This is a genomic window from Streptomyces swartbergensis, from assembly GCF_002148965.1.
Classification (GTDB): domain Bacteria; phylum Actinomycetota; class Actinomycetes; order Streptomycetales; family Streptomycetaceae; genus Streptomyces; species Streptomyces swartbergensis.
In genome coordinates this window covers 1-20,051 of the sequence record NZ_NGFN01000058.1, presented here as the reverse complement: position 1 = coordinate 20,051, position 20,051 = coordinate 1, and the positions used below count along the sequence as shown (strand labels likewise).

General features: G+C 71.1%; 16 protein-coding genes and 2 pseudogenes. 4 read left to right on the top strand and 14 right to left on the bottom strand.

The genetic code is table 11. From position 1 onward, the window contains the following. The first annotated feature begins 187 nt into the window (after window positions 1–187). From aroA to CA983_RS47145, 4 genes and pseudogenes are all read left to right on the top strand, one after another. Window positions 188–1,495 carry a 3-phosphoshikimate 1-carboxyvinyltransferase gene (gene aroA / locus CA983_RS12410; protein ID WP_244206828.1) on the top strand — a complete coding sequence of 436 codons (1,308 nt, stop codon included), beginning with the start codon at window positions 188–190 and terminating at the stop codon, window positions 1,493–1,495. A gap of 1 nt (window position 1,496) precedes the next feature. Continuing rightward, entirely contained in the window at window positions 1,497–2,681 is a 1,185-nt protein-coding gene (aroC, locus tag CA983_RS12405; RefSeq protein ID WP_086600950.1) for a chorismate synthase, read from the top strand. Continuing rightward, window positions 2,678–3,496: pseudogene (locus tag CA983_RS46670) on the top strand (shikimate dehydrogenase); the annotation flags it as partial. The gene aroC and the pseudogene CA983_RS46670, both read left to right, overlap by 4 nt. Further along, window positions 3,470–4,009 carry a shikimate kinase gene (locus CA983_RS47145; protein WP_208636944.1) on the top strand — a complete coding sequence of 180 codons (540 nt, stop codon included), beginning with the start codon at window positions 3,470–3,472 and terminating at the stop codon, window positions 4,007–4,009. The pseudogene CA983_RS46670 and the gene CA983_RS47145, both read left to right, overlap by 27 nt. A gap of 64 nt (window positions 4,010–4,073) precedes the next feature. On the opposite strand, the gene CA983_RS12395 is transcribed toward CA983_RS47145, so the two are convergent. The 14 genes and pseudogenes from CA983_RS12395 to CA983_RS12325 form a co-directional block, all read right to left on the bottom strand. Beyond that, window positions 4,074–5,471 (bottom strand): MFS transporter, encoded by a 1,398-nt coding sequence (locus tag CA983_RS12395; RefSeq protein WP_086600948.1) that lies wholly within the window; start codon window positions 5,469–5,471, stop codon window positions 4,074–4,076. Between the two features lie 370 nt (window positions 5,472–5,841). Then, window positions 5,842–6,315, bottom strand: a complete 474-nt coding sequence (locus CA983_RS12390) for an allene oxide cyclase barrel-like domain-containing protein (protein WP_086600947.1) — start codon at window positions 6,313–6,315, stop codon at window positions 5,842–5,844. Between the two features lie 52 nt (window positions 6,316–6,367). After that, complete coding sequence (locus CA983_RS12385; RefSeq protein WP_086600946.1) at window positions 6,368–7,990, bottom strand: HAL/PAL/TAL family ammonia-lyase; 1,623 nt, start codon at window positions 7,988–7,990, stop codon at window positions 6,368–6,370. Between the two features lie 35 nt (window positions 7,991–8,025). Next, window positions 8,026–9,078, bottom strand: a complete 1,053-nt coding sequence (locus tag CA983_RS12380; protein WP_086600945.1) for a phenylacetate--CoA ligase family protein — start codon at window positions 9,076–9,078, stop codon at window positions 8,026–8,028. Window positions 9,079–9,134: 56 nt separating this feature from the next. Beyond that, complete coding sequence (locus tag CA983_RS12375; RefSeq protein ID WP_244206830.1) at window positions 9,135–9,878, bottom strand: SDR family NAD(P)-dependent oxidoreductase; 744 nt, start codon at window positions 9,876–9,878, stop codon at window positions 9,135–9,137. 104 nt (window positions 9,879–9,982) lie between these two features. Next, window positions 9,983–11,020 carry an acyl-CoA synthetase family protein gene (locus tag CA983_RS12370; protein ID WP_086600943.1) on the bottom strand — a complete coding sequence of 346 codons (1,038 nt, stop codon included), beginning with the start codon at window positions 11,018–11,020 and terminating at the stop codon, window positions 9,983–9,985. Further along, complete coding sequence (locus tag CA983_RS12365) at window positions 11,017–11,292, bottom strand: acyl carrier protein (protein WP_086600942.1); 276 nt, start codon at window positions 11,290–11,292, stop codon at window positions 11,017–11,019. The genes CA983_RS12370 and CA983_RS12365 overlap by 4 nt, the downstream gene beginning before the upstream one ends. Window positions 11,293–11,310: 18 nt before the next feature. After that, window positions 11,311–11,724, bottom strand: a complete 414-nt coding sequence (locus tag CA983_RS12360) for a hypothetical protein (protein WP_143645485.1) — start codon at window positions 11,722–11,724, stop codon at window positions 11,311–11,313. A gap of 13 nt (window positions 11,725–11,737) precedes the next feature. Then, window positions 11,738–13,468 carry a prenyltransferase/squalene oxidase repeat-containing protein gene (locus CA983_RS12355; RefSeq protein ID WP_086600940.1) on the bottom strand — a complete coding sequence of 577 codons (1,731 nt, stop codon included), beginning with the start codon at window positions 13,466–13,468 and terminating at the stop codon, window positions 11,738–11,740. Next, on the bottom strand, window positions 13,465–14,790 hold the full coding sequence (locus tag CA983_RS12350) for a phenylacetate--CoA ligase family protein (RefSeq protein WP_086600939.1): 1,326 nt from the start codon (window positions 14,788–14,790) through the stop codon (window positions 13,465–13,467). Before CA983_RS12350 ends, CA983_RS12355 begins: the two co-directional genes overlap by 4 nt. Then, window positions 14,787–16,205, bottom strand: coding sequence for an aldehyde dehydrogenase family protein (locus CA983_RS12345; RefSeq protein ID WP_143645484.1), 1,419 nt, complete (start codon window positions 16,203–16,205; stop codon window positions 14,787–14,789). The genes CA983_RS12350 and CA983_RS12345 overlap by 4 nt, the downstream gene beginning before the upstream one ends. Window positions 16,206–16,227: 22 nt before the next feature. Continuing rightward, a complete protein-coding gene (locus tag CA983_RS12340; RefSeq protein WP_086600937.1) occupies window positions 16,228–17,334 on the bottom strand; it encodes a 3-deoxy-7-phosphoheptulonate synthase in 1,107 nt (368 codons plus the stop codon). 405 nt (window positions 17,335–17,739) lie between these two features. Continuing rightward, on the bottom strand, window positions 17,740–18,501 hold the full coding sequence (locus tag CA983_RS12330) for an alpha/beta fold hydrolase (protein ID WP_244206827.1): 762 nt from the start codon (window positions 18,499–18,501) through the stop codon (window positions 17,740–17,742). 372 nt (window positions 18,502–18,873) lie between these two features. Further along, a pseudogene (locus tag CA983_RS12325) lies at window positions 18,874–19,788 on the bottom strand (IS481 family transposase); the annotation flags it as partial. Window positions 19,789–20,051 lie beyond the last annotated feature (263 nt).

Below are 20,051 nucleotides of genomic sequence, written 5' to 3'. Positions count from 1 at the left end.
GGAGTGCAGAAAGCTGTGGTGCAGCTTGTTGCACAGTCGAAACCCGGGGCAGTGCGCGTTAGTATCACAGCGCTACGTCCCGAGGATTATCCCGACGTAAGCCGTCTCCCATTCACCTGATATCGCGGCGTCTACGGCCAGGAATCCGGGTGCCGCATTCACGTCTGCCGTGGGAAGGAATGCACGCTTGCTCTCGTATGCCTCGCACATCCCCGAGCCGACGGCCCGGATACCGGGCTCGAAGAGCCTGACCAACAGAGCACTCCTGCTGGCCACCGCCGCCACCGGCGTCAGCCGCCTGCGGGCCCCGCTGGTCAGTGACGACACCGTCGCGTTCCGGGCGGCGGTGGAGGGACTGGGGGCTCAGGTGGAGAGCGGCCCGCTGGACGCCTACTGGGACGTGGCCGGAATCGGCCAGGGGCCTGTCGGCCCGGCCCGGGTGTGGTGTGCGGATGCGGGCACCGCGGGGCGATTCCTCCCTCCCTTCGCCGCCACCGGGCACGGCACCTTTCTCCTCGACGGCTCCGCGCAGTTGCGAGTACGCCCGCAAGGGCCGTTGCTCGACGCGCTGTTGCGGATCGGCGCCAAGGCGAGCGCCGGTCCGGGCGGCGACCTGCCCTTGGTGATCGAGGCCGGTGGTCTGGACGGTGGCGAGGTCGCCGTGAACTCGTCGATGAGCAGCCAGTACCTCAGTGGTCTGCTGATGGCGGCGCCCCTGATGCGACGCGGACTGGTGGTACGGGGAGCGCGGTTGGTCAGCCGCCCCTACATCGACATGACGTTGTCCCTCATGAGCCGCTTCGGCGCACGGGTCCATGGGCGGGGTGACGGCGGCTTCATGGCCGAACCGGGCTCGTACACCGCCACCGACGTGGCGGTCGAACCGGACGCTTCGACCGCCTCGTACTTCTTCGCCGCCGCCGCTGTGACCGGGCAGTCCGTGACGGTGCCGGGCCTGAGCACCGACAGCCTGCAGGGCGACCTGCGATTCGTCGAGGTTCTGGATCAGGCCGGTGCCCACGTGAACGTGGGGCGGGCCGCGACCACGGTGACCGGGAGCGGTGAGCTCCGCGGCGGATTCACCGTCGACATGGGCGAGATCTCGGACACGTTCATGACCCTCGCCGCCATCGCCCCGCTGGCGGACGCCCCCATCACCATCCGTGGAATCGGCCACGCGCGGCTCAAGGAATCCGACCGGATCGCGGCCGTCGTGGCCAACCTCACGGCATGCGGAGTTCGGACGCAGGAAGGTGCCGACCGGGTCACCATCCACCCAGGTCCTCTCCGACCCGCACGCATCTCCTGCCGACGGGACCACCGGATCGCCATGGCGTTCTCCGTCCTTGGACTCGCCGTTCCCGGGGTGATGACCCTGGACGATCCGCGCTGTGTCGCCAAGACGTTCCCGGGATTCCACAACGAGATGCGGCGGCTGTTCACCCGATACGAAGTCCCCGTCGGCGCGGCCGACATGACGAAGGAGCACCTCTGATATGAGCAGGTTGCGCTGGCTGACCGCGGGGGAGTCCCACGGTCGCGCACTCGTGGCGACGCTGGAGGGTCTTCCCGCCGGCGTGCCGATCACCACGGAGATGGTGGCGGACCACCTGGCCCGGCGCCGGCTCGGCCATGGACGCGGCGCGCGCATGAAGTTCGAGCGCGATGAGGTCACCTTCCTCGGCGGTGTGCGGCACGGCCTCACCCTCGGCTCGCCGGTCGCGATCATGGTGGGCAACACCGAGTGGCCGAAGTGGGAGCAGGTGATGGCTGCCGATCCGGTGGATCCGGAGATCCTCGCCGGCCTGGCGCGTAACGCCCCGTTGACCCGGCCGCGGCCCGGGCATGCGGATCTCGCCGGTATGCGGAAGTACGGCTTCGACGAGGCCCGGCCGGTTCTGGAGCGGGCCTCGGCGCGGGAGACGGCGGCTCGGGTCGCGCTGGGTGCGGTGGCCCGGTCGTATGTGAAGGAGACGGCCGGTATCGAGATCGTCAGCCACGTGGTGGAGCTGGCGGGTGCCAAGGCCCCGCAGGGCGTGTACCCCACGCCTGCCGACGTGGAGCGGCTGGACGCGGATCCGGTGCGCTGTCTGGACGCGGATGCGTCGAAGGCGATGGTCGCGGAGATCGACCAGGCGCACAAGGACGGTGACACGCTCGGTGGTGTGGTCGAGGTGCTCGCCTACGACGTCCCTGTCGGCCTCGGTTCGCATGTGCACGGGGACCGCAAGCTGGACGCCCGGCTCGCGGGTGCCCTGATGGGCATTCAGGCGATCAAGGGGGTGGAGATCGGTGACGGCTTCGAGCTGGCGCGGGTACCGGGCTCCAAGGCGCACGACGAGATCGTCAACACTGACGAGGGCATCCGGCGTACCTCCGGCCGTTCTGGCGGCACCGAGGGCGGGCTGTCCACCGGTGAGCTGCTGCGGGTGCGGGCCGCGATGAAGCCGATCGCGACCGTGCCGCATGCCTTGCGGACCGTGGACGTGACCACCGGCGAGGCGGCGCCCGCACACCACCAGCGCTCGGATGTGTCCGCCGTTCCGGCGGCCGGCATCGTCGCCGAGGCGATGGTGGCGCTCGTCCTGGCGGACGCGGTGGCGGAGAAGTTCGGCGGTGACTCGGTGACCGAGACGCGGCGCAACGTGCGGTCGTACCTCGACAGCCCGGCGATCCGATGAGCGGGAACGGCCGTCGGGCAGCCGTGCTGGGCTCGCCCGTCGCTCACTCGCTGTCGCCGGTGCTGCACCGCGCCGCCTACGCGGAGCTGGGGCTCACCGACTGGTCGTACGACCGGTTCGACGTGGACGAGACAGGTCTCCCCGGTTTCTTCGAGAGGCTCGGGCCGCAGTGGGCGGGACTGTCGCTGACCATGCCGCTGAAGCGCGCGGTGATCCCGCTGCTCGACGGGATCAGTGCGACGGCGCGTTCCGTCGAGGCGGTCAACACCGTGGTGTTCACCGAGGACGGTGAGCGCCTGGGCGACAACACGGACATACCCGGGATGGTCACCGCACTGCACGAACGCGGCGTCGAACAGGTCGACTCCGCCACGATCCTCGGCGGCGGTGCCACCGCTTCGTCCGCGCTGGCCGCCCTGGCCGGGATCTGCACCGGCGAGGTCGTGGCGTACGTGCGCGGTGCGCGTCGCGCGGACGAGATGTGGGAGTGGGGTGAGCGGCTCGGTGTCGACGTCCGTACGGCGGACTGGGCGGACGCGGCGCGGGGACTGTGCGCGCCACTGGTGGTGTCGACCACGCCGGCGGGGGTGACGGACGCCCTCGCCTCGGCGGTGCCGCAGATGCCCGGCACGCTCTTCGACGTGCTCTACGACCCCTGGCCGACCGCGCTCGCGGCGCGTTGGTCCGCACTCGGCGGGGCCGTGGTCAGCGGACTCGACCTGCTGGTGCACCAGGCGGTGCTGCAGGTGGAGCGGATGACCGGCCGTGTCCGGGCTCCGCTGGACGCGATGCGGCGGGCCGGGCGGGCCACGCTCGGTCTCGGAGCAACGCGTCCGAAGGCCGTCCTGGTCGGGCCCATGGGCGTGGGCAAGTCCACGGTCGGGCAACTGCTGGCGGAGCGACTGGGGATCGGCTACCGGGACACCGACGACGACATCGTGCGTGAACAGGGGCGGACCATCGCGGAGATCTTCGCCGACGAGGGCGAGCCGGGCTTCCGCGCGATCGAGAAGCGGGCGGTGCGGCGGGCACTGGCCGAGCACGAGGGTGTCCTGGCGCTGGGCGGCGGCGCGATCCTGGACGCGGACACACGCGCCGCGCTGGCCGGCCTGAGGGTCGTCTGTCTCTCGATGGACGTCGAGGAGGCGGTTCGGCGGGCAGGGCTGAACGCGGCGCGGCCCCTGCTGGCCGTCAACGCGCATGAACGGTGGCAGGAGTTGATGGAGGCCCGGCGGCATCTGTACGCCGAGGTCGCCCGGGTGGTCGTGGCCACGGACGGCCGCAGCCCCGAGGAGGTCACCCAAGCCGTCCTCGACTCACTGGAATAGCCGAAGAGCACCGCCCATGCGTCGGGCGTGCCAGGCCGGTGCCTGGCACGCCCGACGCTGTCCCTCAGCGTCGCGGCAGCAGGGCCGCCGCGCCCAGCGCGTTGGCCACCAGCAGGCCGGCGCCGAGCAGTAGGCTCTCCCGCATCCCCGGCGCGAAGTCGCCCGCGAGAAGCGCGCCGAAGACGGCGATGCTGAGCGCTCCGCCCGTCTGGCGGCTGGTGTTGAGCAGCGCTCCCGCCGTGCCGGCGCGCTCGGCGGCGACACTGTCGAGCATCAGGGAGGTCAGCGCCGGCATGGCGAGGGCGCCGCCGATGCCGAGCGGAATCATCAGCAGGGCCGTCACCCACAGGGGCGTGCCCGTGTCGACGGCGGCCAGCCCGCCACTGCCCACCGCGGTGATCAGCAGCCCTGTGACGACCACCTTCCGCGGGCCGTAGTGGGAGACCGCCCGCGGCGAGAAGTAGTTGAAGAAGGCGGTGACCACCGCCATCGGCACGAACATCAGCCCGGCGGAGAACGCCGACTGCCCCCGCTGCTCCTGGAAGAAGAGGCTCAGCACGAACACCCCGCCGTAGAAGGCGGCGTTGCAGGCGAAGCCCGCGACGACCGGCACGCTGACCTCGCGTTGCCGGAACAGCTCCAGCGGCAGCATCGGCGCGCGCCGCCGCGCCTCGACGACCACGAAACCGGCCCCGGCCACCACCGCGACCCCGGCCGCGGCCAGCACCGTAGGGGTGAGCCCGTCGTGCCCGCCCTCGATCACGGCGAAGGTCAGCGCGGCCAGCGCCACGACCGCCGTCAACTGTCCCGGCAGGTCGAACCTGACGTGGTGGCGCGGGGAGCGTGCCGCTCGCATCAGGGTCAGGAAAGCGGCAAGCCCGGCAGGCACGTTGAGCCAGAACACGGCACGCCAGCTCCATTCCGTGGTGAGCAGCCCGCCCAGGACGGGCCCCGCGGCGATGGCCACCGCGCCGCCGACCGTCCACAGGGCGATGCCGCGCGCCCGCGCGTCCGGATCGGGGAACGCCTGCCGGATCAGCGCCAGCGAGGCGGGCACCATCACCGCTGCCGCGCCCCCCTGCACCACCCGCGCCGCCGTCAGCGCGCCGAGCGTCGGCGCCACCGCGCAGGCCAGCGAGGCGAGGGTGAAGACAGCGATCCCCCAGCCGTACGCGCGCCGCGCGCCGACCGCGTCCGAGAACGCGCCGGCGGAGAGCATCAGCGCCGCGAACATCAGGGTGTAGCTGTCAGCGACCCACTGGAGCCCGGACAACGAGCCGCCGATGTCGTGCCCCACGGCGGGCAGCGCCACATTGACACCGGAGACGTCGAGTGTGATCACGAAGAAGCCGAGGACGGCAGCGACCAGAGCCGCGGTGGCCGAGCCCGCCTGCCCCGGCTCACCCCGGATACCCGCGCTCCCCTTGGTTTCCGCGCCCGTCCCGGACTGCGTCACGCTCATCGTGCACTGCTCCTCACTGTGTCGTCCCTGTCGGGACCCGGAATCGAACCTGGAATCGGAGCTGAAATCGGTCATGGAATCGGTCGTGCGTTCGGTCATGGATCGGATGTGGGCGACAGAAATGGACGGCGGATACGGAAAACGGGGATGGAACCAGCGTGCCCGGCGCGCGCGACTTCAGGCAGACCGAGCCGTAGGGGGCAGCGCTGCGCCTGTCCCTGATACGGCCCTCCTGGACGCGTGACCCCACACCGGCATACGCCGCACTTCGGGGGCAGCGTGGCAGCGAGACCCGGCCCAGGGTGCGCACCCGGAGGTCTTCGCCATGATCAAGCCCGGACAGTGTTGACAACGCTCGTGATCAATACATCTAGGGCCTGTCCAGCGTGATGCGGTAGGTCTCGTGCGGGGTCTGGATGTCGTTGCACGTCAGTTCGCCGGTGGCGCCGCGGTAGGCGCCGGTGCCCCCGGTGACGGCCATCCGCACCGTGTCGGTGCCCTTGGTCCACAGCGACTGCGCGGTGATCTGCCCGTCCGGCAGTTGCACCGACAGGACGCAGTTGGTGGTGATCTTCTCGCCGTCCAGCTTGGTCACCTGGCAGGAACTGCCGTCCTGGCCGACCTGCTTGCCGTCCTGGAAGAGCTTGTCGGCGTAGATGAACTCGTCTCCGACGCTCAACCCGTGCTTGCCGACGTCGGTCTTCACGACCCCGTCGTTGACCACGGCCAGGTCGATGACCTTCTCGGACCTGGCCTGCGCCGGAACGGCGAGCACGGCGGACACTCCCAGTGCCAGCACCGCGGTCCCGGCAGCACTGAACAGGGCGAACTTCTTCTTCGGCATGAGAGGGAACTCCTCGGTCACGCACCACGCCCATCGCGGTGCTTCGGTTTCTTCAGGCGTTGTCGGCGAACCCGGCGGCGCGCCGCAGCGCCCCGGTCTCGATGAGGCCGATCACCGCCTCGATGTCCTGATCCAGCCGGCGATCGTGAGTGACGAAGGCGCTGTGCTCCCGGATGAGCCCGTGCACCGCCCGGACGGCCGGTGACGCCTTCTCGACGCCTCGCAGATCGATCGCCTGGGCAAGGGCGAGCAGATGGATGGCCGCCACTTCACGCACCAAGCCGTTGACGGTGCGCGCGTCACGGGCCGAGATGGTGCCCATGCTGACGATGTCCTGGTTGTGCGCCTCCGTGGAGCGCGAGAACACCGACACCGGCCCTGTCTGTTTGAGGGCTTCGGCGGTGACGGCCGAGGCCGCAATCTGCATTCCCTTGAACCCGTGGTGCAGCCCGGCCTCGGGATCGTCCGCGTGGCGTGCGACGACCAGGTTGGGCGGCAAACCCTCGTTGAACTTCTCGTCCACGACGAGCGCGAGCTGACGGTCGAGCAGGTTGGCCAGGCCGGCCACCGCGGTCTTCAGGCTGTCCATGGCCTGTCCGACATGGCCCGCGTAGAAGTTTCCGCCGAGGTGGAGTCCGGACTCGTCGACGTCGAACAGGGGATTGTCGGTGGCGGAGTTGATCTCGGTGTCGAGCCAGCTCTCCGCCCACTCGAGCGTGTCCCGGGCGATGCCGATGATCTGCGGGGCGCAGCGCACCGAGTACTTGTCCTGGATCCTCTCGTTCAGCTGGAGGTAGCCGCGCCCGGCCAGCGTCTCGCGGCGCACCAGGATGTCGTCGAAGGACGTGGCGAGCCGCGACCCCGCCAGCAGGGTCCGGACGACCTCGGCGGAGCGGACCTGTCCGTCGTGCGGCTTGGCGGCGTGGACGAAAGGATGCAGCGCGGACGCGTTGCCGTGCAGAGCCTCCAGCGTCATGGCCGTCGCGAGTTCGGCGACGAAGGCCAACTCCCGCGCGTCCCAGGCGGCGAGGACCGCGTACGCGGCGGCGAAGGAGGTTCCGTTGATCAGCGCGATGCCCTCCTTGGGCGCGAGCCGCACTGGCTCGATGCCCTCCTCGCGCAGGGCGTCGATCGCCGGACGCACGGTGCCGCGGTGCAGGACCTGCCCTTCTCCGATCAGTGCCGCGGCCAGGTAGCACAGCGGTACGAGATCACCGCTGGCGCCCAGCGAACCGCGTTCGGGGATCAGCGGCAGAACGTCCCGGCCCAGGCACTCCAGCAGGGCCGACACCGCCTCCGGCCGGATCGCCGAGACACCCCTCGCCAGCGCGTTGGCCCTGATGATCATGGTGGCCCGGGCGACCGCCGGTACGGCCGCCGGTCCCGTGCCGTTGAGGTGGTAGAGCACGAGGTTGCGCTGGAGTTCGTGCGCCTTGTCCGGCGAGATCTGCCGGACGCAGCTGTCTCCGAAGCCCGTGGTCACGCCGTAGATGGGGATCTCCCGGGCCAGGAGTGTGTTCTTGAGGCCGACGGAGGCCCGCATCCGCTCGACGGCCTCGGCACCGAGCGTCACTCCGGTGTCGCCGCCCCCACGGCGCGCGGCCGCGGCGACCGCGCGGGGTGACAGGCCGGTTCCGTCGAGTTCGAGATCCGGGACCGTGGACACGTGCGGCATGCGTACTGCTCCTCCCCGCATCGAGGGAAGCGTCCCTAGTAGACGCCCTCGATCAGCTTCTTGCCGTCCACCTCGGCGACCGGACGAACGTTCCGCAGGGAGTCCCCGGCCCCTGTGGGGCTGGGGACCCGTGTGGCCAGGTCGCGTTCGAGGCTGTTGGGCACGAGGCCGTACCTGGTGAGGTAGTTCATGACCACGGCCCCCTCCGACCCGAACTCGACCGGCCGGCCGGTCGAGGGGTCGACCACGCGGTAGAAGACGTAGGGGGCGTAGGAGTCGAAGACCATGTCGCCCGTGCCCTCCGGGTCGGGGCGCTGGACCGTGCCACTGAGGACGGAGGTGCTGCCGTACGACCCGCGGAACCGCGTCTTGGGGAAGAGCTCCGCGGACAGGTAGTCCAGGGTGTCGGGGTCCATGTGCGCTCCGGTCCAGATCACCAGGCGCACCTTCTCCTCGATCAGCGCGCGGACCGAGGCCCGTTCGGCCAGCCGGGCGAGCAGCGGAGGCGTCGTGATCAGGAACGCGATGTCCTGTGACCGCAGGACCAGTTCGGCCTGGTCGACGAGGTGGTCGACGTAGGCGCCCGCGCCGGCGGTGTCACCGGCGGCGATGAGGCGCTTGACCCAGCGGGGATCCAGGTCGATGGAGAACCGGATCCCGCCCCTGGCCTGCGCGATCCTCCGGGAGTACTCGCCGAGCATGTGGGGGCCGCTGGGTGCCACGGCCAGCGTGTGTCCCTGGCCGTCGTCGGTGTAGTGGGAGTTCTCCCACGCCATGTACTGGTCGAACCAGTTCTCGAACATCAGGAAGCGCTTGGGAGCCCCGGTGGTGCCTCCGCTCTCGTACACGGCGGACACCTTCTCCGTCGCGTCCAGGCCGCGCGGGATCAGGTCCTCGACCGGGACGTCCCGGAGCTCGTCCACCAGGTTGGGAAACTTCAGCAGGTCGTCGACGCACCGCACGTCCTCGACCGGATCGAAACCCAGCCGGTCGCGGCGCTCCAGCCAGTACCGGGAGCCCGTGGCCGGGTCGAAGTGCCAGCGCATCATGGCTCGGACGTGCGCGTCGGCTTGTTCGCGGGCGTTCATGGCATGTCACCGTGCTTTCTCGTTCTTGAGTGGACGGGATGAGAGGAGGCGGGCCGTCAGACGCCGTGGTGCGAACCGCCGTTGATCTGGAGAATCTGCGAGGTGACATAGCCACCGGGCTTCGAGCACAGGTAGAAGCCGAGCTCCGCGACGTCCACCGGATCTCCCGCGCGTCCCAGCGCGGTCTGCCGGACGAGCATGGTCTCCCGAGCGGCCGGGAGGCGGCCGCCGAAGAGGTCGGTGTCCGCGACGTATCCCGGCGCGATCGCGTTGGCGCTGATGCCGCGCGACCCCAGACGCGTCGCGAGGGTGTGGACGTACGAGTGGAGGGCCGCCTTCGCGGCGCCGTAGCCACCCGTCCCGCCGGAGCCCCGGTAGGCGGCGATGGAGCTGTAGAGCACGATGCTGCCGCCGTCGGCCATGAGGGGCAGCAGTCCCTCCACGGCGACGACCGAGGTCATGACGTTCGCCCGGTACGCCTCCCGCCATTCCGTCAGGACCGACTTCACGTCCTGCGTGTCCGCGCCTTCGGACTGCGGGACCGCGCCCGCGCAGCACAGCAGCCCGCTGACGGGCAGTCCCGTAGCCCTGACATGGCTCTGCAGGACCTCTGCCGACCCGGCGTCGGACATGTCGAGGGCGAGCGGCTCGACGTCCGCTCCCGGCACGCTCGACTCGATCTCCTCCGCTGCCTGCGTGAGGCGCTTCTCCTGACGTGCGATCAGGAGCACCTTGTCGTTGTTCTCGGCGAACCGCTTCGCTGTGGCCTTGCCGATGCCGGCGCTCGCGCCGGTCACCACGATCAACCTGGACAGAGTCGAACACTCCAATGATGTGTTGTTTCGAATGATGTGTGCTTCAGAAGCGCGGGAATGATGTGTGCTTCAGAAGCGCGGGGAGGAATTCACACGGAGGCGGGGTCGATCTCCGCGAAAAGGGCGTTCCGGTCCGGCTTTCCGGTCGAAGTCCTCGGGATGCCCGCCAGTTCCACGATCTGCGACGGGCTCGGGAAATCCCGGAGAGCCGCTCTGATGTCCGCGACGCCCACCGCGTTGCCCCGGCCGGACCAGAAGACCACGTATGCCTCGCCGGCGAGCGAGTCGTCGGGCAGGGGCAGCACGACGCATTCCGCCTGCGGCAGGCGGGCGTTCAGCTGCTCGTCGACCCTGGCGAGATGGACCTTGATTCCGTTCACCTTGATCAGGGAGCTGCCGCGCCCGACGAGCCGGAAAGCGCGGGGTCCGGTGAATTCCACCAGGTCGCCGGTGGCCCACTGGGCGGGCGGTCGCGTCCCGCGCTCCGGGCGGGCCAGGCGCGGGCCCCGGATCACCAGTTCCTCCGGCCCTCGCGCCGGTGCGTCGCCGTCCCGTACGAAGGACACGTCGGGGAAGGCCTGCCAGGGGCCCGCGTCGCTCCCTTCGGGGAGCAGAGGCCGGTGGGCGAGGCCTCCGGTCTCGGTCGACCCCAGGATCTCGTACGCCCGGAGCAGCGGAGCGGCTCGGCGGACGAGTTCATGGGCCGTGGGCGGCGGGGCCGCCGAGCTGTGCAGGGCGACGACCGAGCTCGCGCGTTCCAGCACCGGCCGGTTACGGCGCAGCAGGTTCCAGGCCATCGGGATGCAGACGGCCAGGACCCGCTCGCCGGGGGAGACCGGCAGGGGCGCGAACGGGTCGGCCCACGCCTGGTGGACGGGGACGCCCGCCATGCGGGGCAGCCACTGTCCGAACAGCGCGCCGAACAGGTGCTGCGGCGGGGCGTAGTTGAGGACGCGATCGACCGGGCCGACCAGCTGCGTGCCGATCAGCTCCACCTCGCGCTCCATCTGGTGGGGGAGTCGGAACCAGCGACGCGAGACTCCCGTGCTGCCGGAGGTGTCGAAGGGGATCTCGTCGGGGCGGCCCTCGGCCCGGGACGCGTGCGTACGAGCCACCGTCTCCGTCATGCCGCCATGTCCTCGACGCGGTCGCGCACGTACTCGGTGGTCCGGCCGAGCGTGCTGAACCAGTAGCGCACGTCGTCGCCGACGAAGTCGACCTCGATGCCGAACTCGCCCTCGACGGCGGTGACGTACTCGAGGGCCGCCAGGCTGTCGAAGCCCGGCAGCGCGTCGGACAGGTCCGCGTCCGCGGCCAGCGTGCGGGCGGCGTCGCCGAAGCGCTTCTCGAGGACGGCCAGGACGCGGTTGCTGATCTCGGTCTGGTCAATGGTGTGCATGGGGGAACCTTTCTTCTGTCAGCGGCCGGCCGGTAGCGGGTCGCCGCTCGTCATCGACCCCGACTCCAGGTAGAACACCCGGTCGGGCTGGGTGGGTTGGAACCGGACCGTCAGGTGGGCGGTGTCCGTGTCGAGACCGAGCGCCTGCCCGATCTCCTCGGCCAGCTCCGCCCGGTACGTGTGGTCGCGGTCGGGATGGATGTGGCACACGACGGACGCCCACCGGGCGTGCTTGTCCTGGCCCGTGTCGTCCTCGTAGGTCGTCAGCGGCATCCCGCCGGCGAAGTACTCCATGGGTTCCGCGGTCCGGAAGGAGACCACGACGTGCGCTGCGTCGGAACCGTGCGCGGCCATCCACCGGGTGAGGCGCAGCGCGGCCCTCAGGCGCGCGGAGGGGGTCAACGGGGTGCTGGTCACATCGACGGTCGGCAAGATCGCGTGCCTTTCACGAGAGGGTCAGCGGCGGCAGGGCGTGCCGTTCGGGCGACAGGCGCAGCTCCAGACGCCGTCCCAGGCAGTCGGCGAGCGGGCCGCCGCTCGTGGCCATCAGGGGGGTCCAGGCGAACCCGGCGTCAGCCGTGCGCACGCTGTCCAGGAACTTCGCCAGATGGCCGGCGTCCCACTCGAGGCCGAACGCGTCCGCCGCCAGCACGGCTTCGTAGGTGCTCAGCAGGTCGGGGACCCGGTTGCCCTCGTTCGCGTATCCGCCGCCGCGGACCCGGTGCCGGGCGAGGGCCTCACCGACGAGGGCGCCGTCCGCCCCGACCGACCGGTGCTGCGCCCGGAGCGCCTGCAGGGTGGCCCGCAGGGTGGACCGGCCGCCGGGCACGTTGGCGTACTGGCCGGGTGCCGTCTCGCAGGAAGCCACGTATTCGGCGATGTCCCGCAGGTGGCCGGCGACGGAGTCCCCGCCGATCCGGTGGAGGATCTCGGCGGCGGCGGCCGTCGACACCATGTCGGACGCGCGGCCCTCCCAGTAGCCGAAGCCGCCGTCGGGGTTCTGGATGGTACCGGTGAGCCAACCCGCGATCCGGGTACGGGCCGGGGCGTCCTCCTCGAACGCCCCCGCCGACAGGGCCCAGAGCGTGCACCGCACCTCACTCCCTCGACCGGGCATGTACATGATGCCGTTCTCGTTGGGCAGCACGCAGCTCTCCGTCCACCGCAGGGCCTCGCGCTCCCCGGTTTCCGAGAAGTGGCCGGCCATCAGGTGGGCCGAGGTGGTGAGGACGTCCGAGGCGAGGCCGGGGGTGCGATAGGTGAAGCCGCCCTGAGCGGTCCGGAAGGACAGCACGGTTTCGACCACCCCGTCGGCGATGTCGTCGAGCTCGGCGCCGAGTTCCCTGAGCGCTCCCACCCCGCAGAACGCGGCCCACACGTCCTGCACCGGATAGCCGGGCCACCGGGTGAACGACCCCTCCGGCCCCAGCCGGGCCAGAATCCAGGCGACGCAGCCCTCGGGGTCCCGCGGGGTCTCGTCGAGGCGGCTCAGGGCACTGGTGGCCCGGAACGTCGCCCACAGACAGTCCGTGTCGTCGCCCTCCTGGAAGGTGAACCCGCCGGCCGCGCTCTGCCGGCCCTTGAGCCAGCTCGTGAGCCGCTCGCGGTCCCACGGCAGCGGACCCTCTCCGCCGGTGGCCGTGCGCCAGGCGGTGACGGCGTAGTAGCAGGCCCGCACGTCGGACGCGCCGCCCTTCGCGTGGGCCGGACTCCAGGCCAGTCCGCCGTCCTCGGCCTGAAGCGTCGCCAGCCAGTCGAACAGCGCCTGAGGCGGGCGCTCGCCATAGATCTCCACCAGGGTGCGTACGGCGTAGTAGGTGGCCCACACGTCCGACGCCTGACCGGGCGTCATCGCGAACCCGCCGTCCGGGTGGGCGGCGCTCCACACCCACGCGGAGCTCGACCCGCGGACCGTGCCACGGCTGCCGGCCGGCAGATCGGCCAGGGCCTGGGTGCAGTAGTAGGTGGCCCAGGCGTCGGAGCTCATGCCGGCCGACCACGCGAATCCGCCGTCGGAGTTCTGCCGGGAGGCGAGGAAGCCGGCGACGGTCTCGGGGGACGGCAGGTCGCCGACGCGGCCGAGCCAGCTGAGGGTCCGCACGGCCGCGTACGTGCACCACAGGTCGGACTCCCCGGAGACCACTCCGGACGACCTCAGCAGCGTGTCGTACGTCATGCCGGCACCACCTCGTCCACGACCCGGAAGTTGGACCGCTTCCAGCTCTTCTGGGAACCGCCGCTCTTCGTCGTCACCGGCAGCCGGTTGACGAACCGGACCTCGTCCCACCGGAAGCCGAGGCGTTCGTCCGTACGCCGCTGGATGAGGTCGTTCTTCGCGGACTCGGCGTCCCGGTCGGTGCCCGGGTCCCGCTCCAGCAGCAGCCGGGCCCAGGTGCCGCGCTCGTCGACCTCGATCAGGTAGCCCATGACGTCGCGGCCCGCGTAGACGACGCCTTCGAGGTCGCGGGTGCGGACCCGGCTGCCCTTGATCTCGGTCCCGTCGCTGCCCCGGCCGTGGACCGTGACCACCGGGGTGTCCTCGCCGCAGCGGCAGCCGTCCGTCAGGGACACCTCGTCGCCCATGTCGAGGCGGAGCAGGGGGCGGGCGTCGTTGTTGAGCGGGGTGACGACGAGCCGGCCGTCGCGTCCGGCCTCGGCGGGCGTGATGCCGTCCTCGTCCGCGATCTCGAAGTAGTTGGCCCCGCGCAGCAGGTGCAGCCGGTCGTGCGCGCAGCACGCGGCCAGCGTGCCGCTCTCGGTGCTGCCGTAACTCGCGTCGTAGGCACGCGCGTTCCACCAGTGCCCCGCCATGGTGCGCAGCTCGGGGGTGCTCACTTCGCCGAGCAGCATGAGGAGTTCGACGGACTCGCTCAGCCGGTCCAGCAGGCCGCGCCTCCTGACGACCTGGGAGAACTCCAGGAGCACACCGGGCGCCACGAACAGCACGGTCGGCCGGAAGACCTCCCACAGTCCGACGATGCGGTCCCAGTCGGAGATCCCGGTGGTGTACGGGTAGGCCTTGACGTGGGGAATTCCCAGGAACTCGCAGACGCCGACCATCAGGTCGGCCACCGGCACGATGTCCGAGGGCAGCAGGATCAGGGCGCGGTGACCGCTGTCCGCCAGCATGCCGCGCCAGGCCTCGGCGACGGACACGGTATTGGCGATCATGTCCTGGGCCGTGCGCGGCGTGGGCGTGGGGGTCCCTGTCGTCCCCGTGGTCTGGTAGTACTTCAGACCTGTGTCGACCGGTACCCGCAGGAAGTCGAGGGGCCGGGACTTGAGGTCGTCCTTGGACATCGCGGGCAGGTCGAGGAACGCCCGCATCGAGAACGCGTCGAGCGAGGCGTAGGCGGACGTCTGCCGCGCACGCTGCCAGGCCTCGGCCAGCTTCGACCCGTAGTAGGCGTCGTCGGAAGGGGATGCGCGGCGGTGAGCCGTCACCTCCTGCTGTATCCGCTCCATGAAGTCCAGGTCACTCCTGGAGTTGATCTTCACTTGTCACTCCTTTTCTCGTTCGCTTCCGTCTGGGCCAGCCCCTTGGCGCGCATCAGGAACTCGCCGAGGAACCCGTCGTGCGGGACGTCCGGATGGGTCCACGAGGTCGGCAGGCTCCGGTACACGTTGGACACCGAGCCGAGATCCGAGGCCGCGGCGACCAGTTCCAGATCCTCGGTGTGCAGCGACAGCACCAGCGAGCCGTCGAGGACGTCCGTCGCACCGCGCTCGAACGGGGCGACCCACACGCACGGGAAGGGCATCTCGTACGACAGCAGCGGGTCCTTCGGGGAGGCCAGTTCCACGACCGCCGGCGTCACGGTCGACAGGGAGCCCTCGCCACCGAGCCGCTCGACCCTCGGTGCCAGGTGCACGATCGCGTCCTGCGCCCGGTTCAGGACCGCTGACGCCAGCCGCTCGGCGTCGGCCTCCGGCATGCACGGCAGAAGCGCCTCGTCGTCCAGGGGGCGGCCCGGTGCCACCTTGCCCAGCGCGGTGGCCAGTTCGGCGGCGAATCCCGCCGGATCGTCTTCGACCAGCACGCCCGTGGTCGCGGTGCACGCGGTTCCCGCGTGGTAGAGCGCGCCCGTGTGGGCGAGCTCCAGCCCGGCGTGCCGGTCCGCGTCGGCAGTCACGACCAGTTTCGAGCGGCCCGGGCCCTGCGGCCGGATGTCGGCGCGGCCCCGGTACTTGTCCACGACGTCCTGACCGCCGTACACCATGGCGAGATCCGAGCGCTCGATGATCAGATCCGCCGTCGCGTGGTCGCAGGGCGCCACGACCAGCTGCGTCGCCGGCAGCCCGGCCTCCCGCAGCGCGGTGACGAGGCGGAGCGGGGTGAGCGGGTCCCGGTTGGAGGGGCGGACGACGACCCGGTAGCCGAGTGCCAGTGCCTCGGGCCACATGGCGTGCACCCCCGGGCTGTTGCCGGCCGCGTGCACGGCGAAGACGTCACCGGTGCGGCGCCACGCGGCGCCCGCCGACGGCGCGTCGGACACGGCGGTGCCGATCGGGGCGCAGCCCGTGGGCCGGGCCGCGGACGGCATCCGTCCCACGTCGCGCAGGGTCGCCGTGATGAGCCTGTCGCACTCGCGCACGATGGGAATGGGCGTGCCCGTCAGCTCCGCCACCCGCCGCTCGTGGGCTGCCGGATCGTCTCCCAGGATCAACTGGCTCTCGAAGACGTCGGCCGCCTTCCTGAGGACCTCCGCCGTCTCCGCGACGGGCAGAGGCGCGCTCACGCGCAGCTGATCGATCCAGTGGGAGACGACCAGGCCCGGAACCGACGCCAGTTCGAATGCCGGGTTGCCCGAGGCGTCCGTCACGGTGGTGCGGTTCCGCGTCCGATAGGGCCCGGTCGGCCCCAGCGCGGGGATGTCCAGCATGCCGCTCTCCTGTTCCTTCCGGCGAGTCACGGGGCGTACGGTGATGAGTCGGTCAGCGGGCGGCGGCCGTCGCGGCGCGGCGCCGGCGGGTCGCGGCCGCGAGGTCCCGCAGCACGTCGACGGTGGCGTCCCAGCCCATGCAGGCGTCGGTGACGCTCTGGCCGAACACGGGCTCGTCCAGGCCGAGTTCCTGGCGCCCGGGGATCAGGAAGCCCTCCAGCATGACGCCGCGGATGTCCGTGTCGCCGGTCGCGACCTGGGCCCCTATCTCCCGGGCGACCAAGGCCTGTCGGTCGTGGTCCTTGTCGCTGTTGCCGTGGCTGGCGTCGATGACCAGGCCGGTCGGCAGTGCGGCCGCCTTCAGCAGGCGCGCCGTCTCGCGCACGTCCTCGGCACGGTAGTTGGGCCGGCCCGACGCGCCCCGGAGCACCACATGGCAGTCGGGATTCCCGCTCGTGCGCAGGGTGACCGGCCTGCCGTCCGGGGCGATGCCGAGGTAGGCGTGGGAGGCGGCCGCGGACCGGATGGCGTCGACGGCAACGCCCACCGAGCCGTTGCTGCCGTTCTTCATGCCCACGGGCATGGCCAGACCGCTCGCCAGTTGCCGGTGCACCTGGCTCTCCACGGTCCGTGCGCCGATGGCGCCCCACGAGACCAGGTCGGCCAGGTACGCCGGAGCCGCCGGGCTCAGCCACTCCGTCGCGATGGGCAGCCCCAGTTCGGCGACCTCCAGCATCAGCGTCCGGGCCGTGCGCAGCCCCAGGTTGAGATCCAGGCTGCCGTCCAGCCCCGGGTCGGTGAGCAGCCCGGTCCAGCCGACCGTGGTGCGGGGCTTCTCGACGTACACCCGCATGACCACCGCCAGGTCGTCGGCGAGGTCGGCGGCCAGTTCGGCCAGGGACTTCGCGTACGCCAGGCCGGCGTTCACGTCGTGGATCGAGCACGGGCCGACCACGACGAGCAGACGGTCGTCGTCACCGCTCAGCACACGGCGGGTCATCCGACGGCCGGCGCTCACCGAACGCGCCGCGGCCGCGGTCAGCGGCAGCGCGCTCAGGAGCTCCGCGGGGGTGCTCGCCAGGTGCGTACGGCACTGCCCACCGATGCGCTCCGGCGTCACCTGTTCGATCAGGGAATCGGGTTTTGCTTCGGTCGGCATGTGAAGACTCTGCATCGTTCCTCAATTCGTTCTGCTCAGCGCAGAAGTCGTGCGTCGGCAACGAATCATCCGGGCGTACCTGGATCCCTCAAGTGCCTATTCCGAAAGGCCGATCGGACTGGCATGGAGATGGTTATTTCGCGGTACAACCATTCGGCAGGCACGTGAATTACCGTGCCCCATCCGCAAGTCGGCCCGCCACCTGTGCCGCGTGCAGCAAGTTGTTGTGCACCTAGCTGCATCGGGGTCACACAAGCCGACCTTCAGGGCGGCGAGCCGCACGGCGTGCCGCTGCCGATCCACTGGGCCACCTTCAACCTGGAGACCCACCCGTGGGCGGAGCCCAGTGAGGGCACCCCCGCTGCCGCCCGCGCGGCGGGTGCCGACCGACTCCGCGGTGGGAGTTCAGGCCAAAGCCGATACGGACAGTGACATTCCGAAGGGTGCGGGCGAGGGTTCCGGAGACCCCGAAACCGTATCGGCGGGCTGACCGCGGACGGAGAAGCGGCGCACGGCGAGGGCCGGGCAGCGGGTCGTCCGCCGAGGGGCTCCAGCGCGGGCAAGTGCCGTGCCCGCGGCGGGCTGACCGCGGACGGAGAAGCGGCGCACGGCGAGGGCCGGGCAGCGGGTCGTCCGCCGAGGGGCTCCAGCGCGGGCAAGTGCCGTGCCCGGTAGCGGCGCAGGGACTGCCAGAGCGCGGCGAGATCCGCGGTGGGGGTGTGGCGTACGCCGTGGCGGCACGGCGGCGGTCTCTCGGCCGGTTCGGCGCTGGGGTGAGGTGTGAGGGTGTAGCGGTGGGTGTCGGGCAGCAGGCGTCGCACCCGGTCCACAGCTCGGGGCGCGTGGGTGCAGGCCAGGGCGAACAGGCCGCGTCCGGCGGCCAGGAGCAGGGCACGCGGGCCGCGGCCGGGCACAACGCTCGCTGCGTGGGCGGTGGCCGACAGCAGCACCACGCCCCGGATCCGGGGCAGGAGCTGGGGGTGCAGGGCGGCGAGTTCCTTGCAGGACGAGGGCGCCCAGGGAATGACCGGCGAGCACCAGCGGCCCGGCGGGGGCGACGACGAGCAGGATCTGATGCAGGTCGTCAGCGAGCTGCTCGATGGTCAGAGGTGCATCGGCGCGCGGGCTGCGGCCGTGCGCGCGCTGGTCGTATCGCAGGACCTGCAAGCCCCAGGCCGGTCAGGTGCCGGGCGTGGACGCGCCATAGGCCCGCGGTGGCCGACGCGCCGTGCACCAGCACGATCGTCGCACCGTCGGACCGCGGGTGGGCGGGGATATCGCGGTAGACGGACAGGGGAGTGCCGTCGGCGGCGGAGACCGACAACACCTCCGTGGCAGGACGCGGATTGAGCACAGAGGGACTGCGGAAGCGGGGATCGGATCAGTAGGGGGCAGCCGTGCGCCGTCCACGTCGCGCTGGCGGCGCCGGCGGCACGGCCCGCCCTGTGGCTGGGCATGGGACGGGGCGGGCGGAATGCCAAGCAGAGGGCTTCAGGTGCGCGGGCCTTCAGCGTCGACGGGCACGGGGTGCGCGGGCGTCTAGGTGTGCTGTCCGGGCAGGTTGGTGACGCGGCTGGCTGGGGTGTGGCCGCCGATGCCGGTGTGGGGTCGGTGGTAGTTGTACCAGTCCAGCCAGTCGGGGAACGCGGCCTGGCATTCGGTGTCTGAGGTGTAGGGCCGGTGGTAGGCCCACTCCTCCGGAAGGGTGCGGTGGAAGCGTTCCACCTTCCCGTTGGTCTGTGGTCGCCAGGGTCGGGTCCAGCGTGGGCTGATGCCCAGGTCGTGGCAGGTGTCGCGCCAGGTGTTCTTGGTGTAGGCCCAGGCGTTGTCGGTCAGGACCCGTTCGACGGTGATGCCGCGTTCGGCGAACCAGGAGGTTGCACGGGTGAGGAAGCCTGCGCAGGTCGGGGCGGTCTCGTCGGGCAGGTCTTCGGTGTGGGCCAGGCGGGAGTGGTCGTCCAGGGCGGTGTGCAGGCAGGCGTATCCGGCGCCGTTGCGGTGGTCTTTGTTCGGGCTGCCGGCCGCACGGCCCAGCATCTTGTGGCCGCCGCCGTCGGGGATGCGGCCGAGTTTCTTGACGTCGATGTGGACCAGTTCGCCGGGCTGGGCGCGTTCGTAGCGGCGGATGGGTTCGCTGGTGGCCCGGTCGGTGGCTGCCAGCGCGGGCAGGTGGCGCCGGACGAGGATGCGGTGGGCGGTGGAGGCGGCGGTGCCGCATCGGGCGGCCAGCCGGACAGGGCCGATGCGGTGCTCGCAGCGCAGGCGGACGATCTGCTCTTCGACCGTGGCCGGGGTGCGCAACGGCTGGTGGTGCGGGCGGCTGGAGCGGTCGTGCATGCCTGCTGTCCCGTGCAGCCGGAAGCGGCCTGCCCAGCGGGCGGCGGTGGTGTGGCTGACCTGGAAGCGCTCCGCGGCTCGTCGTAGGGGCCAGCCGTCGTCGACGACGCACCGGGACGTCTACGTCTTCTTCATCACTGGAGCCAGTCAGGGAGATCTTCTGGCGGTGGCGTCCCGCGTGGCCACGCTGCCCGGGGTCCCAGCGGGAACCATTGCGGTCGTCAGTACCTACGAGGCTGAGGAGTGGTCATGATGCTGGACACCAAGGAGGGGTAGAGGCTGGTCGTGGTCCGGTCGTGGTGGCCGGGGAAGCCGGGTCAGGTGCTTCTCCGGTGGCGGTCCCCGGGGGAGGCAGAACCGGTTCGGCGGGGGAAGCCGGG